The 16316-nt window shown below is 66.1% G+C and carries 16 protein-coding genes; 13 read left to right on the top strand and 3 right to left on the bottom strand.

Annotated features, from left to right (window positions below):
* Window positions 1–23: 23 nt before the first annotated feature.
* Window positions 24–1454 (bottom strand): MinD/ParA family ATP-binding protein, encoded by a 1431-nt coding sequence (locus AO501_RS11205; RefSeq protein ID WP_082658571.1) that lies wholly within the window; start codon window positions 1452–1454, stop codon window positions 24–26.
* A gap of 173 nt (window positions 1455–1627) precedes the next feature.
* Entirely contained in the window at window positions 1628–3463 is a 1836-nt protein-coding gene (gene eccA / locus AO501_RS11200) for a type VII secretion AAA-ATPase EccA (protein WP_055577780.1), read from the bottom strand.
* Between the two features lie 193 nt (window positions 3464–3656).
* Here eccA and AO501_RS11195 point away from each other — a divergent pair, with 193 nt between their 5' ends.
* The 13 genes from AO501_RS11195 to AO501_RS11135 all read left to right on the top strand — a co-directional run bounded on the left by AO501_RS11195 (window position 3657) and on the right by AO501_RS11135 (window position 13080).
* Window positions 3657–4004, top strand: a complete 348-nt coding sequence (locus AO501_RS11195) for a hypothetical protein (RefSeq protein ID WP_063892854.1) — start codon at window positions 3657–3659, stop codon at window positions 4002–4004.
* The gene (locus AO501_RS11190) at window positions 4001–4351 is read left to right on the top strand and encodes a YbaB/EbfC family nucleoid-associated protein (RefSeq protein ID WP_055577779.1); all 351 of its coding nucleotides are present in this window, start codon (window positions 4001–4003) and stop codon (window positions 4349–4351) included. Before AO501_RS11195 ends, AO501_RS11190 begins: the two co-directional genes overlap by 4 nt.
* A gap of 185 nt (window positions 4352–4536) precedes the next feature.
* On the top strand, window positions 4537–4824 hold the full coding sequence (locus tag AO501_RS11185) for a hypothetical protein (RefSeq protein WP_055577778.1): 288 nt from the start codon (window positions 4537–4539) through the stop codon (window positions 4822–4824).
* A 10-nt stretch (window positions 4825–4834) separates the two neighbouring features.
* The gene (locus AO501_RS11180) at window positions 4835–6199 is read left to right on the top strand and encodes a hypothetical protein (RefSeq protein WP_055577777.1); all 1365 of its coding nucleotides are present in this window, start codon (window positions 4835–4837) and stop codon (window positions 6197–6199) included.
* Between the two features lie 10 nt (window positions 6200–6209).
* Window positions 6210–6500 (top strand): PE family protein, encoded by a 291-nt coding sequence (locus AO501_RS11175; protein WP_055577776.1) that lies wholly within the window; start codon window positions 6210–6212, stop codon window positions 6498–6500.
* A 54-nt stretch (window positions 6501–6554) separates the two neighbouring features.
* Window positions 6555–7628, top strand: a complete 1074-nt coding sequence (locus tag AO501_RS11170) for a PPE domain-containing protein (RefSeq protein WP_055577775.1) — start codon at window positions 6555–6557, stop codon at window positions 7626–7628.
* Window positions 7625–8443 (top strand): ESX secretion-associated protein EspG, encoded by an 819-nt coding sequence (locus AO501_RS11165; RefSeq protein ID WP_055577774.1) that lies wholly within the window; start codon window positions 7625–7627, stop codon window positions 8441–8443. The genes AO501_RS11170 and AO501_RS11165 overlap by 4 nt, the downstream gene beginning before the upstream one ends.
* 67 nt (window positions 8444–8510) lie before the next feature.
* A complete protein-coding gene (locus AO501_RS11160) occupies window positions 8511–8786 on the top strand; it encodes a hypothetical protein (protein WP_055577773.1) in 276 nt (91 codons plus the stop codon).
* Between the two features lie 17 nt (window positions 8787–8803).
* Window positions 8804–9100, top strand: a complete 297-nt coding sequence (locus tag AO501_RS11155; protein ID WP_055577772.1) for a hypothetical protein — start codon at window positions 8804–8806, stop codon at window positions 9098–9100.
* Between the two features lie 94 nt (window positions 9101–9194).
* Window positions 9195–9545 (top strand): hypothetical protein, encoded by a 351-nt coding sequence (locus tag AO501_RS11150; RefSeq protein ID WP_063892853.1) that lies wholly within the window; start codon window positions 9195–9197, stop codon window positions 9543–9545.
* 121 nt (window positions 9546–9666) lie between these two features.
* Entirely contained in the window at window positions 9667–12036 is a 2370-nt protein-coding gene (locus tag AO501_RS11145) for a hypothetical protein (RefSeq protein ID WP_156452475.1), read from the top strand.
* A 1-nt stretch (window position 12037) separates the two neighbouring features.
* Window positions 12038–12736, top strand: a complete 699-nt coding sequence (locus AO501_RS11140) for a hypothetical protein (protein ID WP_055577769.1) — start codon at window positions 12038–12040, stop codon at window positions 12734–12736.
* Window positions 12737–12738: 2 nt separating this feature from the next.
* Window positions 12739–13080 (top strand): hypothetical protein, encoded by a 342-nt coding sequence (locus AO501_RS11135; protein WP_055577768.1) that lies wholly within the window; start codon window positions 12739–12741, stop codon window positions 13078–13080.
* 151 nt (window positions 13081–13231) lie between these two features.
* On the opposite strand, the gene AO501_RS40155 is transcribed toward AO501_RS11135, so the two are convergent.
* Window positions 13232–16306 (bottom strand): MinD/ParA family ATP-binding protein, encoded by a 3075-nt coding sequence (locus AO501_RS40155; RefSeq protein ID WP_055577767.1) that lies wholly within the window; start codon window positions 16304–16306, stop codon window positions 13232–13234.
* Between the last annotated feature and the right edge of the window lie 10 nt (window positions 16307–16316).

The raw sequence follows: 16316 nt of genomic DNA, 5'->3' as shown, positions 1-16316 counted from the left end.
GAGCGTGCAATCGCGCCGACGGTCTAGCCCCGGGAAGTCCGATCGGTGCGTTTGGTGCCGGCGAAACCGTCCGCGATCGATGCGGCCAATTCCAGAAACGCCTGCCTGGTTCTCCCGCCCATCAGATCCAGGACGATCTCCGACCCCTGGGCCAGATGGTCGTCGAAGGGGATCACATGGAGCGCGCGAATCCGGGTGAGGAATTGTGCGGCCAGCTTGTCCAGGTCCACCGACGACTTCCCGGGTCGCGCCGCGCTGATGACCACCGTCGCGTTGGGAACCAGATGTCCGCGGCCATGGTGTTCCAGCCAGTCCAGCGTGGCGAACGCGCTGCGCGCGGAGTCGATGGCCGGCGAGGCGACCAACACGATCGCGTCGGCCTCGTCCAGCACGGCGGACATCGCCGAATGCACCAGCCCGGTGCCGCAGTCGGTGAGGATCAGGTTGTAGAACCGCTGCAGCAGGCGGATCACCACCCGGTAGTCGGCCTCGGAAAATGCCTCAGATGTCGCCGGATCACGTTCGGAGGCAAGGATTTCCAGCCGACTGGTGCTCTGAGAGGTATGCCGGCGGATGTCGGAGTAGCGAAAGATGTTGTCGTCCAGCAACAAATCCCGCACCGTGGAGCGGCTCTGATCGGGACCGCGCTGCGCCAAAGTGCCGAAGTCGGGGTTGGCGTCGACTGCAATGACCCGGTCACCCCGGATCGCGGCGAAGGTGGATCCCAGCCCGACCGTTGTCGTGGTCTTCCCGACGCCGCCCTTCATCGACAACACGGCGATGCTGTAGTCGCCGCGCACCGGTTGGCTCACCCTCGCCACCAGCTTCTGGCGGGTGTTCTCCTGTTCGGACTCTTTGGGATTGAGGCCGGTGACGCGGTGCACCATCTTGCGCCATCCGCTCTGCGGCAGCGGCCGGACACGACGGACCAGCCCCAGATCGGTGTGCGAGGGCATCCGCGGGTCCTGGTAGTGCTGCGGGGGAGCACTCGGCGCGGCCTGGGTGAAAGGTGTTGCCACCGGCGGCGGGGCGGGTGGGTTCAGCCTCGGATCGGGCGGTCGCTGGGTGACCGCAGCAGGCGGTGCGGGCGTCGGCGCTGGTGGCGGTGGTGCCGGCGGCGGCGGTTCGGGAACGCGCCGGCCCGGAATCGGCGCCGGGCGAACCGGCGGCTGCTCCGAGACCTCGATGACAGCCGTAGCTTCCGCCTTCGGAGGCTCGGGTGGCGGCGGCGGCTCACTGAACACCGGTGGCCTGCTGAATACCGGAGCCGGACGGGGCGGCGGCGCTTCCTTTGGCGGCTCGGGCACCGGACGCCGCGGCAAGGGCGGTAAGTCCATCACCCGGGTGCCCTCGGTGGTGGGGGCCGCGAGCACGGGTCCCGGCTCAACCACCGGCTCGGCCTCGACCACCGGATCAGGCTCAGGCTCAGGCTCGGGCAGCGGCGGCACGTCCATCACCTTGGTCCCCGCGGTCGACGGGCCCGTCGCCACCGGCACGTCCTCGACGACGGTGGGCGCTTCGGACTCCGCAGCCTCCTGGGCCAGCTCGGCCCGGATCTCGCGCACCGGAATGGGATTCGTGTCCGCGTCGCTGCTGCGCTTGAACTTCGGGGTGTCGGGTCCGCTCACTATCGGGTTCTCGACATCAGCTGGCCGGTAGTCATTCCGAGCACGTTCTCCAGCGCGGCGCGCATGTCGCCGAGCTCGATGCGCATCAGTTCGGTTTCGTCGAGATCCTCCACGTCGACGTCGGCGCGCTCGCTCAACCGATACTCCCGCTCCTCTTCGGCCGATTCGATGACGTTGCGGACAAAGCGCCCGTTGCCCATCAGGTCGATCTCGCGGCGCAGCGCTCCGGTGTCGTCCGCCGACTGGTTGCGGTAGAGCACCTCGCAGGCTGAGACGAGTTCGTCGTACGCCGCTTCGGTCAGCTCGGAATCCCTGGTCTTGGCGATCAGGCGGCCGATGTCGCCGAGTTCGGTCGGGTTGTAGGAAGCGAACCGGATCCGTTTGGTGAATCGCGACGCCATGCCTTCGTTGGATGCCAGGAACCGGTCGATCTCCGCGTCGTATCCGGCGATGATCACCACCAGGCGGTCCCGGTCGTTCTCCATCCGGGCCAACAGGGTGTCGACGGCTTCCCGGCCGAAGGCGTCACCACCGGACAACCCGGTCTGGATCAGGCTGTACGCCTCATCGATGAACAGCACCCCATCCATCGCCGAGTCGATCAGGGCCGACGTCTTGATCGCCGTGCTACCAAGGTGTTCGCCGACGAAATCACTGCGCTTGGCCTCGATGACCGCGGGCGTCTTCAGCAGGCCCAGTCCGCAGTACACCTGTGCGACGACGCGCGCGATGGTGGTCTTGCCGGTGCCAGGAGGGCCGGTGAACGCCAGGTGCAGACTGCGCGCGGCCGCGCTGAGACCCTTGCCTTCCCGCACCTTGGCCAGCTTGGCGGCCGAGCGCAGCTTGGCCACCTGCAACTTGACGTCGGTCAGGCCGATCTGGCGGTCCAGCTCGATCTGCGCGGTACGCAGGTACTCGTTGCCGCGTTCGGTCAGGCTCTCGGCGCTGACGTCTCGGGCACTGCGCGCGGTTGAGGGATCCCACTTGTCGGTACGGGAGTCGATGTCGTCTCTGGTGCTGACGATGAGGCGGTACTTCGGGTCGTGCAGCGCGGCCGCATTAGCCTCGAAGCCGGGCTCCTCGCTGTAGATGCGCTCGAAGATGGTCCGCGCTTCGGATTCCTTGCCCATCTCGCGCAGCGTGAGCCCTTTGCAGAATTCGGCCGCCCGGCTCGCCGCCGGAATAGGTCCCTCGATGGCCTGGTCGAGCCGGCGAATGGCCTCGCCGAACAAACCCATCTGAGCACAGGCCGAACCCACCATCAGATGCGCCCCGGCGGAAATGTACTCGTCGCTGAATGAGGACGAATTAGCCAGTGCGGTAAGCACATCCGGCCAGCGCTGAGTGGTGAAGTGCAGTACCGCCCGGATGTAGGCGCAGATCTCGTTGTTGCCCGCGTCGCCGTCGGGCATCGAGCGTCGCAACGTTTCGAGTTCGTCGAGCACGCGCTCGGCCTCGTCGTAGTCCTTGCCCGCGATCATGCTGGCCGCGTACGCGAGCCACACCTCGGTGAGCGTGCTCAGGGTGTAGTCCAGGTAGAGGCCGGTTTGAAACCGGCCGCTGAGCGCGTGCCGGGGCAGCCCGAGCCGGCGCTGCTCGCGGTTGAGGTTGTCCTTGCTGGTGCGCCACAGGTGGTAGAGCACCTCACTGCTGACGTCGCCGGCTGCGGCACGCCCCAACCAGGCGTCGCTCATCTGCGGGTCGTGCTCGGTCGCACGCTTGAAAGCCAGTGCCGCATAGGCGACATCGCGGTCGGTTTCCAAGCCGTCGATGGGGATTCCCAGTGACAGCACGCCGGCGTCGAAGACCCGCTGCGCGTCCCTGGTGCCAGGCATCTACTCGGTGTCCTTACTTCTAGCGGCTGCCGCTCGGTGGTCTTGCCGCACCGGCAAATCCGCTGCCCCTCGAGGTGTCCCGCGTAATCATGCACGTAAACGTCCGGCGCCACGACATAGCGGTAGAAAGTTATTGTACCGATTTGACGACTTTCAATTCGCCGTCAAATCACGCCAGCCAAAACGAGGCCGCATGCCACAACAGCAACAGCCGCAACAGCGGCCGCCGGTGCGGTCCCGCACCGGGACCATCGCAGTCGTCACGACGGAGCGCGGACTGCCTACCGCACTCAAGCTCGACCGCTCCGAACTCGCCCGACCCCCTCAGGAACTGGCCAACGAAATCCTCGCGCTGTGCAAGCTGTCGGCCCTGCGCGGCCAGGTCGCCTTCCGGCGTGACCTGGCCGGCAAGGGTTACCCCGCCTCGACGCTCCGCGAAATCGGCCTGCCCACCGAGGAAGACCTCGCCCGAGCCGAAGCAGACCTGTTCGGCGAGGACGACGATGGCGAGCTCCCCGCCACCTGGATGAGGTCGGTATGACCAGCCTGGCGCAGTCCGTGATCGCGCGGGCCATCAAGCAACGCGACCTGATGCAGGCGATGACCGAGCAATCCAAGACCATCACAGCGCGGGTGACCAGCCGCGACCGGGCGGTGAGCGCCGAAGTGGACGGGCTCGGCAGTCTCACCGGACTGTGGCTGGGCCCCCCGGCGAGCCGCCTTGACCCCGACGCGCTGGCCGCCCTGATCGTGGAGACCGCGCAGGCCGCGGCCAAGGTGGCCGCCGAGCGGTACAACTTCCTGCTGAAGGAGTTCATGACCCGCATGGACGAGCTCCAAAAGGCCCCGCTGACCCGCTCCGATGGCACCGTTATCGAACCGAGATAGCCGACTTCCGCATCTTATTGAACATATGTCGAGCACTACCCTCGCGTTATTGCACACACGTGAACTGCGGTCATTCCGAAAGTCTGCTTAAATTTCGTGCAATTTATTGGTGGCGACGGCACTTAAGGTTGAGAGACCAGCGCCAGCGGCAGCTCAACGGGAATCCTGGGGGAAAGAAGCCGACTATGACATTTGAATTACAGCCCGAGTTCATGGAGGCGCTCACCGACGCGCAGGAGGCCGCGGGCACCGCCATCACCACCGCCTTCAGTGCGGTCACACCGGCGCAGCTGAGCTCGTTTTCGATGGCGCTCGGCCCGATCGCCGCGGCGAACATGATCCCGGCGATGTTCGAATCCACGGCGAACAATGTCGCCAGCGGGATGATGACCGCCGCCAAGCACGGGGCGCTCGGCGCGGCAACCCACATCGTCGGCGCGACCCACGCCGCGATCGACGCCACCGACGTCTAGGTCGCCGGTCGTGGCCACCACCGACCCGGCGCCGCAGCCCGGGCCGATTCCCGATTTCGATCACACCCCGGTCGTCAACCAGATGGAAAACGACCTGCAGGAGTGGCTGAACCGGCCCGTTCAGGACATCCTGAACCAGTTCAACCTGGGGCAGCTCCCCGCCGGCGGCCCGGGCATACCCGGCGAAGACATCCCCGCCGAACTCGCCGGCGCCGCCGGTCCCGGCGGCATGGGCAGCAACTTCACCAGTGGGCTGCTCAAGCCCGTCACCGACATGCTGGGCACCCTGGGACCGGGCCTGTTCCAGGGCCTCAATCCGACGCAAATGTTCGGCGGGATCACGCAGGCCTTCCAGCAAGCTGCGGGCGGTGTGCAGCAGGCCATGAGCCAGATGATGGGCGGCATGGGCGGTCAGGGCTGGTCCGGCGCCGGGGCCGGTGCCGCCGCCGCCAAGACCGGCGAGACCCTGGCCAACGGCGCCGCGGTGGCCGCCCAGGGCACCGCACTCGGCGGCGAATACAGCGCCGCGGCCGCCAACGTCGCCCAGGGCCAGGCGCGCTTGCTGGAGATCCTGCAGCAGTGCCAGCACGAGTTGGAAGGCCTGGCCGCCGGGCTGCCGTGGACCGCGGCGAACATGGTCGAGTCCGCATCCCGGGCCAGCGCGCTGGCCACCGAGTGCATCACCGAGCTGGAAAGCACGTTGACCAGCCAGGCGGCCACCACCACCGCCACCGGTGCTCCGGTCGCCATTGCGCAGGGACCTCAGATGGCCATGGGAATGCTCGGCCCGATGATGTCGGTGGGCATGAGCATGATCGGCCCGGCGATGCAGATGGGCATGATGCCGCTGACGATGGGCGTCCAGGCCGGCACCCAGGCCCTGCAGGCGGGCATGCAGGCCGGCACCGGGTTGATATCGAGTCTGGGCCAAGCCGGGCAGGGCGCTGCGTCACCCGCCTCCGCTCTGGGCCACACGGGCCGCATGGTCAGCTCGACCCACCCCAGCGGCGGCGGGCACGGTGGCGGCGGCGGTGGGGTCGGTGCGACCACACCGGCCCGCAGCCCCGCCTCCTCGCCGCTGGTGCAGAACGAGAACAGCGGCGCCGCCGCGGCACGATCCATCGGCGCCGCGCGAGCCTCGGTCGGCGGCGGTGCGGCCGGAATGGGCATGGGCGGCGCGGGAATGATGGGCGGCGCGGCCGGCGCTCACGGCGGCAAGGCCGGTGCCGGCGGCAACCACACCGCCGCCTCGTTCCTGCACACGACCGATCAGGGCGGCGAGATCGTGGGCGACCTCGGCCATGCCAGTCCAGCCGTAATCGGCGACACCACAATCGATCCCGACGACAGCCCCGACATCAAACTTCGAATCTAGGAGCACCGACATGACCGACTACAACCGACTTTCGATCCGGCCCGACGAGGTCACCGAGGTGACCCGGCAACTCGACGAACTCGCCAACCGGATGCAGCACGTGCTGGACACCGAGCGGCCCAACCTGACCACCATCGCGTCGGGTCAGGACGAGGTTTCTCAGCGCGTCGCCCACACCCTCAACGAGGTGCACGGGTCGTTCACCAAGGCATCCGACCAGGGCGCCAACGAGATTCGCGAGGTCTCGGCGACCATGCGCACCCACGCGGGACGCATCTCCGATACCGATCTCGCGGACTGATTCGGACCGACCAGCACCGGCACATCGCGAAGACACCGAAAGGAGGTAACGGCAATGGGATTCACCAACGTGGTCTGGGAATCGCGCAGCACCGAGCAGCTGGCGCGCGATCTGACCGAGGGTCCCGGCCCCTCCTCGGTCGGTGAGGCCGGCGCCGCGTGGATCCGGGTGGCCAACGAATTCGCCAAGATTTCAGCCGATTACGACCGGTTGGTCGAAAGCGTCCGGGGGTCGTGGGAGAGCAACGCCTCCGAAGCTGCCGTCCGCAAGCTGGAGGCGTTCGGCAAGTGGCTGCAGGCGGCCAGCCTGAGCGCCGCCGCCAACGGCCGCCGGGCCGAAGAGGCCGCCGTCGCGAACACCGTTGCCATCCTGTCGATGCCCAGCGTGTCCGAAGCCATCGAAGCCAAAGCGGCCCAGGACATGATGGCGTCGTTGTCGGCCTACAACGGCGCAATCGTGCAGGGCAGCTTCGCCGAATTCGAAGAAGCCGCGTCCGCGCAGCAGGCGGACGCCGCCGCGGTGATGCATCGCTACGAGGACGCCGTCTCCGAACTCGCCGAACCATGGGAACAGCCGGTTCCGCCGCAGGTCACCAATTCCGCTGCACTCAAAGGCGAGAAGGACGGCAAGTCCGGCGGCGGGTCGCGCGGTGGCGGCGGTGGTGGTGGCGCGGCGCGCCAGCTGTCACCCATGCTGGCTACCCCGGTCGCGGCCAGCGCCGAGGCCAAGGAACTGAAGAAGACCAGCTTCAAATCTGACGGTTCCAGTGGCTCCGGGATGGGCCGCGGCGGAGGTTATGCGCCGATGGCTGGGAACCGGCGCGACGGCAGCGGCCAGTCCTACGAGTCGTTCCGCGAGGCGGGCACGCTGGAAGGGGCGGGCGAAGCCGGAGCCGGCCTGTCCGACGGCGGCCAGTCCTGGCTGCCGGCCGCGCAGCAGAGTGACGCACCCTTCGAGGTTTCGCACGTCAGCTGGGGCCCCAACACCGCGATCTTCGACGACCTCGCCGCGCCCGATCCGCAGCAGCCGGAAGGCTTTGCCGACGAACCCGAGCGGACGCTGCAGCAGGTGTCCGATCGGTGGGTCTCCCCGCCGGTGATCGGCGCTGAGCAGGAGGTGAGCCTGTGACCGCCGCCGTGACGTCCGGGTTCACGCTGACTGACGACGAACTGCAGGTCGTCGGTGAGCGGGCCGGTGTTCAGGGGTTTCCCACCGTGCTGGATGTGCGGCCGCGGTATGAGCGCGTCGACACCCTTGAGGCGGCTTTCGACGCGGCCACCCGCAGCCTCATCGCACGCGGCCTGATCGCCGACGGTGCGATCGATCCCGACCTGGCGCCGCTGTTGCGGGCGCTGCGCCGGCCGGAGCGCGAGCTCGCGATGCGGCTGGTCACCCCGGACGGCATCGCACGGGTTTGCGTAATTCGTTGCGGCGCTTCGGGTGTGGTTGCGCGACGGGTGAGCAACAACATCAGCCTGCAGGCGGCAAACGATGCCGCGAGCCTCTCCTGGGCCACGCACGCGCTGATCGGTGCGCTGCCGCGTGCGGAAGCCGCCGACGTCACGCCGGTCGGAGCGCCGACGGAAATCGTCACCCGCAACCTCATCGGCACTCATGACGCACGGCAGCTGGCCGACCGGGTCCGTGCCCTGGGCGCCGAGCCGCGCGCGGCAATGGTTCTGGGAGCCGCACTTTCGTCACGAATGGCGTTCGCGGAGATCGTGTACTACGCACTGTGCCCCGAACAGGACCGGTTCACCCGTCGTCCCGCCGCGGCGGGGGTGTTCTACACCAGGAAGGGCCGCATCGTGGCCGCACCGAGTGCCTCACCGAGCGGCCAGCTGTGGACCACGTTGAAGCCGGGTTCGGATCACGCGATCGGCCAGGCGATCCGCCAGCTTGTCGAAATATCGACGGACCAGTGGGAGGCGTCATTGGTGTAGCACGGTTTTTCGATGAGACCAGACCCGTCGTGCCCGACCATCCAGGGCACCCGACAAAGGAGTAAACATGGCAGTTCCAGGGCAGTTTGAAGTCACCGAAGACGCACCACCACAAGTCAAGTCGATCCACGAGCACCTCGTCGAGACCGACCGACTGCTGCGCAAGATGGAAGACGAAGTCAATCTGATGGTCGGCCCGAACTGGGCCGGCAACCAGGCCCAGGTGTTCCACGGACGCATGACCGAGCACCTCGAGCACCTGACCCAAATCCAGCAGCGCACAAAGAATCTCGCAGAAAGCTCGATGCAGTACATCCAGGCCCACCAGAACCTCGACGGCTAGGAATTCAGGAGAAGATCATGACGCACAGCATCAAGTACAACTTCGCGGCGAACTACGAATCGCTGGACCTGATCGGCAGCATCACCTCCGACGCCGAGCAGATGCGCAGCGAAGTCGACCAACTGTTCAACGCGCTCACCTCGGGGGCCTACACCGGCCACGCCCCGGAAGAGATTCACGCGCTGCGCACGCAGTTCTCCAACGAGATGGACGAGATCATCAACGATCTGCACACCACACGGGCGCGTGCCGTCGACCAGAACCAGCAGGTTCAGGACCTCGACAACAGCCAGGCTGCCAACATCAGCTGCTGATCGTTCCGGCGGCCTGACCGTGGCCCGGGCTCACTGTTCTCGGTGAGTCCGGGCCTACGTCGCAGCATCAGCGAATCTGTCAAGGAGGATATGAGTGGCCCCGCTTTTAGAGGTGAACTTCGACAATGTGCTGGCGGGAGCCAACGCGATCGGCGCAGCAAAGAGCACTATTGCCGCCATCCAATCGCCGGACACCGGTGCCGCAGCCGGCGGGCTGGCCGGATTTCAGACCGCCGGGGCGTTGGCCGGGGTGAAGGAAGCGGTGGCTGATTCGTTGGGTGTCGTGGCCGGACGCTACGAGAAGATGTCTGAGATGATTCGCGGAGCCGCAACCATTTTCCAGTTGGCTGACCAAGCGCTGCCACCACAAACGCGACAGCAGGCGTTGACGACAGCGGTCGGTAAATCGATGACAGCGCTAGGTGATATGAACCCGGCGTCCTAGCTCTCCGTAATCCACGACCTGGACCGATGTAGTGACACGTCCGCAAAAGACGATGGTCTACAACGCGAACGCCAACGCGTTGGCCGATCTGGCTGCCCCGACCCGCGAGGTAGGCCGCAGGATGCTGGCGGCCGCCGAAACCGTCCGACAAACCGTTCATGGCCTTGATTGGAAAGGTGACACCCAGAACGCGTGCGACGGAAGGGCCGATCGAGAGCTTGCTCAGGACCGGAAAGTCGCTGCGGGCTATGACGCGCTGGCCAACGCGTACGAGAACGGCGCGAAGGCCATGCAGCCGATGATCGACAGTCTTCGTTCGCAGGGCAAGGGTTTCGAAGGCGACGACTTCGACGTGTCCGAGGACTGGAAAGTCACCGACAGATACAACTACAACATGGGCAAGATGGCGTTGATGCTGCTGGGCTCGGATGAGCAGGCCGCGCAGGATCAGATGGACAGCCTCAAGGCCCAGCGTGCGAACGAAGCGGCGACCGGAACCGCGACGTTGCAGCGGCTCGCCGACGAATTGGGCGTAGCGGACGCCGACACCAAGAACGCGATTGACGCGGCCAAGGCCGAACTCGGTGCAGCCGCGCCCATCGCCACTGGCCTGGTGGGAGGCCAGCAGGCCCGTGATGACGCCGGCGCCATCTTGGGTGGCAACGCCACACCTCAGCAAGTGGCTCGGGTGCGCGCGTCGTTGACGCGCTGGACACCAGAAGAGTCGGCGGCCTTGGCCAATGGCAGACCTGCGGACATGCCACAAGGGCAGTACGACTATCTGACGTCGTTGATGCACGCGATGGACGGCAAATCGGTGGCCGACATCGACGCGGCGATGGGCAAGTACGGCCTGCAAGGGGCAATGGGCGACGGCATGCGGATGATGGGCAACCCGAACACGCAGACTGCACTCGGTGCCCATGGTGGACTACAGACGTTGCCCACCAAAGTCAGTGAGTTACTCACCAAGGATCCGGCGGGGTTGATCGGCAGCCCGGAGTTCGGATCCCGGTCGATACCGGTGACGCAGTTCAATGCACTCAATGACATGCTGGGCAAAGGCAATAAGGGTTTGGCGCTGGGTTCAGACGTCGACCGGGCGCTGCTCAACCAGGCATCGCGGATCGCCGCCACCGAACGGTCGCCGATCGCCGTCATTGCTGATCCCGATCAGCCGAAGGGCGATCTCCGGCGTGAGTACGTTTCGCTCAGCAAGGTCAACGAAACGGTCAGCGCGATGATGTCCAACGCCTCCGTCGACCATCAGGCCGTGGCTGATTTTCTACACGCCGGTCCGGCGATGGACCGGGTCGCCGGGGGCCATTTCGACAACGGTCATGCGTTCGAGGCACTGGCGACGGTGCGTTTCGACCCGAACGACCACGGTTGGAAGGACATGCTGGACTGGATCGGTCCCAATGCGCACACCCCCGGCTTCGAGGGCCACCATGCGGCGGTTGCTGCGGACTCGCTGGCGCGTCTGACTGCTACGCACCACGAATTGCTGGGCGGAAAAATCCCGATCCTGGGTGCCGACGGAAACCCCTCAGGACAATTCGAGAGTTTGGGGCAGCGTGATCCGGAACTGGTCAAGGCATTGACTCGCAACCTGACCCCGTACTTCGGAAACCTCGGGGGAATCGAGGTGCCGGGTATCGATTCGGCCGGTGTCCCTGGATTCAAGAATTCGACTGACCTGTTGAATCTGTTCAAGGTGCTGTCCTCCGACCCTGCCTCGGCAGAAGGACTCCAGGCGGCAGCGGCATCCTGGGAGCATCACTACGCCGAGCGGTATGGAGAGACCGGCGAAATAAAATATGCGCACGCGGCCGGCCAATTAGACACCGCTGTGCACGGAGGCTACAGCGCAGAACTGGATGCCATGAAGGCCAATCACGACACCGCGCGCATCCTGGAATACAACCAGCGGTCTGCGGACTGGGACAGTAAGAAAGGCATGATCAGCGACGTCTTCGGCGCCCTGCCCCTGAGTAAATTACCCGGCGGGGATGCGTTGTCGTTCCTCGGAAAAATGGTGATTGACGGATATAACCCCTACCTCAAACTGGACGAGCTACCACCGCTGACACCGTCGAACGACATACAACAAGCCGCCGCGGCCGCGCTGCGGAATAACGACGCACAATTCACCATCCTCAATGACAGCATCTATCATGACTACAGCATCGTCTCCGGATACGAGATTCGGGACCCATCGGTTGTCAGTGCATTTCAGAATGTGCAGACTCCGGACGGACCGGTGAATTTCTTCGTTCCCGACGGCAGCAACGGCTGGAAACTCGACTGGAACGCCGTCACACAGAACGGCGACAAATTCAAGCAAATCTACTCGAATTGGGAAGGCAGTCATCAGATAGACGTCGGGAGCTGGGACACGAAGTACGAAGAAGGTATGAAGAACACTGTGATCGACTATGCGGGGCTACCCGACCCCGGAAACGTGGCTAAACCACCCACGGGACGATGACATGCGCATTTCAGCGATGACTCGCCGCGGCGCCAAGTCGACGGCCTGGTGCGCGTTGGGCTGCGCGGTGGCCGTGCTGGCCGGATGTTCGTCGTCGAAGGCGCCTGCGACAGCCCCATCGTCGAACACCACTGCCCCGGCGGGTTATCAGGTGCCGCGCAATGTGATGTTCTCCGAGCATTGGGCGACGACGCCCGCGGTGGATCTGATGAGCCCCGAGGGCACTTACCTCCGCGCTTACATCGAAGCCGACCACGTCGCAGACTACAACGTGGACCGCGCTGACGGATCCTATCCGGGTTTCGCCAAGGCTGCCCGGGACCGCAGCTATCACTGGACCGGGACTGGGTTTCCGGCGAAGGGCTTTCACACGAATTGGGTGCACGAACTCACCGCAGCTCCCGACGGGTCGGCGACGGCTGTGGTCTGCTACGCCGGCGAAGTATCGGTAAGCGGTTCTTTCCCGGACAACTACGGCATCTTCAAGCGCACCCTCACCTTCCAACGGGTGGGACAGGCGCCGCCTGCCAACCAGAAGGGGCCGGCCCGGGCACCGTTGGTATCGGTGTTCGGTGACTGGTACACAAGCACATTCACAACCCAGTACCCATTGATGGATCCCGACTGTGCGACCGATCCGCCGCCAGTGGACAAAAGTCCGGTGTCCACCCCGGGGTGGCCCGATACACCGGGGGTCTAACATTGGCCGATACCTCGCATCTGCCGCCAGAGGTGCTCTACGCGCTGCGGACCGGAAAACTTCCGCCGCACCTGCTCGATTCCAATCCTGAGGTCGCAGCCGAACCCGACGAATCTTCCGGGCAGGACGCCGAGCGGTTTCGTCGCCGGTATCGGGCCATGGTCGACGAACGCATCGCGGACTGGCTCGATGAGAACCCCGGCTACGGCAAGAGCGTTCCGGAGCAGGAACGCGAGCGGATCGAGGCATATTGCGAGCGCCAGATCCAACACCAGTGGCGCATTTTTGTAAGCAAGCGAGACGAACTCGACGACCGAGACGACGGTGACGGGCGTGGCCCGTAGTAGGCGCGACAGTGCTCGCCTTCGATCAACGACCAGCGTCCTCCCCGGGTGGGTAACGACCTGTGTTCTGTGCTCCTAGCCGGATGCTCGCCGTCGAAAACGCCTGCGACGCGACCGGTGTCGGCCACCATGATGCCGGCGCCGGCAGGCGTCAAGGCTGTTCCCGCGGCGCCCGCAGCCGTCCGAAGTTCTCCGCCACCGAGCCGGCCAGTTCGAGGTAAGCCTGCCTGGTGGCTGGGTTCAAGCGACCGAAGTCGACGTCGGCACCCTCGGCCAGATGCGGATCGAACGGGATGAGATGGATGGAACGGCAACGTGATTGGAAGTGCTCATAAACCTTGTCGAGTTTGAGCGCGGCCGAGCCCGGGCGGGAGGCACTCAGCACCACGTGCGCTTCCCGCACCAGACCCGAATGTCCGTGCTGCATCAGCCAATCCAGCGTGGCCGACGCGCTGCGTGCCGCATCGATGGCGGGCGAGCTGACCAGCACGATGGTGTGCGCCAGGTCCAGGACCGCCGACATCGCCGAATGCATGATGCCGGTGCCGCAGTCGGTCAGGATGATGTTGTAGTAGTGCCGCAGGATATCGACGGTCCGCCGGTAATCGTCCGCGCCGAAGACCTCGGAAACCGCCGGGTCCTGCTCGCTGGCAAGCACTTCCAGTCGGCTGGTCGCCATCAGGGTGTGATTGCGGACGTCGGCGTAGCGGTTGATGTTGGGATCCGACAACAGGTCACGCACGGTCGATCGCGTCGACAGGTCGCCGACCCGCTCCCCCAGCGTGCCGCGGTCGGGATTCGCGTCGACGGCGATCACCCTGTCGTGCCGCACCGTGGCCAGCGCCGAGCCCAACCCGAATGTAGTGGTGGTCTTGCCGACCCCGCCCTTGATCGAGAGCACGGCGATGCGGAAGTCGCCGACGATGGGCTGCCGAATCTCGGCGAGCAGGTGGTCCTGCTGACGTTCCTTCCGCGACGCCCCCGGATTGACGTGACCGCCGGTGGCTTTGTGCACCGCACGGCGCCAACCCGACGGCGGCGCAAAGCGATCCGGGTTGGCGATCTCCGCCTCGTCGATCGATGGCGGCATCCGGAAAGGCTGGTAACCCGGCGGGGGGCCTCCGACGGGCGGCTGGGGCCGGCCCGGCGGCGGTGTCGGCTGCGGCGCCCGCGGCGGTGCGACTGACGCTGCCGGCCTTGCCGACGGGGGCACACGCAGCCCGGGCGGCGGTCCCGGCCACCAGGGCGGCGGCGGGAATGGTCCGGGCGGCGGCGGAGGCGGAAAGGGAGGCCGGGCTCCCGTGCTGGGTCGTTTTCTGGGCGGCGACGGTGGCGCGGGCGGTCGCGGGCCGGGAATCAACGGCCCCTGTTGTGTTGGAGGCTCATACGACTCGGCCACCGGCTCCTGTTGCGCGACAGAAGCATCCATCACCACCTCTTCGATCTCCGCCGCCATGGCGGAGCTCGGCGTCTGCCACGGGGGTGGTGCCGGACGACGAGGTTCTTTCGTTCGCTCCGCGGCGACGGGCGCGGTCTCTTGGACGTCCTCCGTTGGCTGCGCAGCCACGAAAGATTCGGTCGGGGCGACGACTGCGTCGTCATCGAGCGGTTCGGCGTCAAATTCCGGCTCGACCGCAGCCTGCTGGACGTCGCCCACCAGATCTGCCGGCAGCCATTGCTCCGGCACCGCCTCGTCGGCGTGTTCTTCTTCTGGCGGCGGTCCGAATTCTTTTGTGGGTGCCACAGGTATCCGGTCCGGGCCTTCCGCGTCCCGTTCGTCGTCAGCGATGAGGTCAACCTCCGGTTCCTGCGGGGCGCCCGTGGCCTGCGCCCTCTTGGCGGCCATCCGGTCAAGCAAGGCCGCGGCTCTCAACTCGATCTCGTCGAGTTCCCCGGATCCGGACTCCTGCGTCGATTCCTCGGCCGGCTCGGGTTCCACCGGCGCCGGCTCATCCTCAGGCGTCCAGTCACGCTCCGTCGAAACATCAACCACTGCAACGGGTTCCGACCGCGGCGGTGGTACCCACTCCGGTTCCGACGCAAGCGCGACGGGCTCGGATTCCAGGACCGGCGCGGGTTCCGTCACCGTCGCAGGCAACTCAGACTCCTCCCGGAGTTCAAAGTCGGGCGCGTCCTCGACAACATCCTCCGGAACAAGGACTGGCGCAACAGGTTCGATCGAATGATCGCCGTCCGATTCGGGTTCCACCACCTGCTCTGCCGAAACCTCAACCACTGCCTCGGTTTCCGTCGGCGGTGGGTCCCACCGCGGTTCTGACACATCCGAAGAAGGCTCGGCTTCTGTCGCCGTCTCGGGTAGCTCGGGCTCGTCCCGAAGTTCAAAGTCCGGCTCAGCCGCAAAAGCATCTGCGGAAACAGACAGCGGGGCAACGGGTTCGCCTGGAAACTCGACGTCCGGCTCGGGATCCGCCGAAGGTTCCGCTTGCGGCAGCTCCTCGGCTGTCTCGGGCTCCGGATCCGGGTGAGCGGCACCGGCGATTTCACTCGGCACTTCGATCACGGACTCGAGATCCGGTTCCGCCGAAACCTCGGCAGCCGACTCGCATTCGGAGCCGACCGTCGGCTCAGACGGCGCTTCGGGTTTTACCAAGGACTCGGCAAGCAGCGAATCATATTGCCATTCCAATCGCGCCAGCGCCTCGGACACCCACTCCACCGATTCCGGCGCCGTTTCGGTTGGCGGCACCGGCTCGGGCACAGGCTCCGGCACGGGCTCCGACGCGGGCGGCGCTTGGTCCGATGCGGGCGGCACTTGGTCCGACGCGAACGGTGGCTCCGGTTCCTCGTCAGGCGCTACCTCCGACACCTCGGCGTCCGCGGCCGGATTGTGCGGCACCGGAGCGGAAATCTGTTGAGGCGCCGGCGGCGCCGGTTCGGGCTCCAGTTGCTGCAGACGGCGGGTGCGGTCGAACGGCACCGCGACCCGCTTCGGCCGTATTTCCGGCGTTTCGTCGGAACGCTCCGCGGGAGCCTCGGACTCGGCGTCCGGCCCGCGGCTAGACACCGGAACGCGCTGCGGGCCGGTGTCGATGGTCTCCTGTTCGGACTTCACCGGTCGATCCCGGGGCTCGTCGGCGTCCTCGTGCCGCTTCCCGCGACCGATCTGAACCCGGCGGCGCTTCTTCTCGCCGGTCAACCAAGGAGGACGCGCCAGCGACCCGCGCTCGTCCTCGTCGGGCTTCTGCTCAGGCGATTGCTTCGACATCGTCGTCCCC

The sequence above is a fragment of the Mycobacterium gordonae genome (genome assembly GCF_001417955.2).
Lineage (GTDB): Bacteria > Actinomycetota > Actinomycetes > Mycobacteriales > Mycobacteriaceae > Mycobacterium > Mycobacterium gordonae_B.
The sequence above is the reverse complement of the archived record's forward strand: the minus strand, read 5'-3'. Positions and strand labels throughout refer to the sequence as shown.

What these genes read in the sequence shown, in the direction of transcription:
- AO501_RS11205 (WP_082658571.1), bottom strand. Translation starts at nt 1,454, where the DNA reads ATGGACGTGCCGCCGCTGCCCGAGCCTGAGCCTGAGCCTGATCCGGTG.
- eccA (WP_055577780.1), bottom strand. Translation starts at nt 3,463, where the DNA reads ATGCCTGGCACCAGGGACGCGCAGCGGGTCTTCGACGCCGGCGTGCTG.
- AO501_RS11195 (WP_063892854.1), top strand. Translation starts at nt 3,657, where the DNA reads ATGCCACAACAGCAACAGCCGCAACAGCGGCCGCCGGTGCGGTCCCGC.
- AO501_RS11190 (WP_055577779.1), top strand. Translation starts at nt 4,001, where the DNA reads ATGACCAGCCTGGCGCAGTCCGTGATCGCGCGGGCCATCAAGCAACGC.
- AO501_RS11185 (WP_055577778.1), top strand. Translation starts at nt 4,537, where the DNA reads ATGACATTTGAATTACAGCCCGAGTTCATGGAGGCGCTCACCGACGCG.
- AO501_RS11175 (WP_055577776.1), top strand. Translation starts at nt 6,210, where the DNA reads ATGACCGACTACAACCGACTTTCGATCCGGCCCGACGAGGTCACCGAG.
- AO501_RS11170 (WP_055577775.1), top strand. Translation starts at nt 6,555, where the DNA reads ATGGGATTCACCAACGTGGTCTGGGAATCGCGCAGCACCGAGCAGCTG.
- AO501_RS11160 (WP_055577773.1), top strand. Translation starts at nt 8,511, where the DNA reads ATGGCAGTTCCAGGGCAGTTTGAAGTCACCGAAGACGCACCACCACAA.
- AO501_RS11155 (WP_055577772.1), top strand. Translation starts at nt 8,804, where the DNA reads ATGACGCACAGCATCAAGTACAACTTCGCGGCGAACTACGAATCGCTG.
- AO501_RS11145 (WP_156452475.1), top strand. Translation starts at nt 9,667, where the DNA reads ATGCTGGCGGCCGCCGAAACCGTCCGACAAACCGTTCATGGCCTTGAT.
- AO501_RS11140 (WP_055577769.1), top strand. Translation starts at nt 12,038, where the DNA reads ATGCGCATTTCAGCGATGACTCGCCGCGGCGCCAAGTCGACGGCCTGG.
- AO501_RS40155 (WP_055577767.1), bottom strand. Translation starts at nt 16,306, where the DNA reads ATGTCGAAGCAATCGCCTGAGCAGAAGCCCGACGAGGACGAGCGCGGG.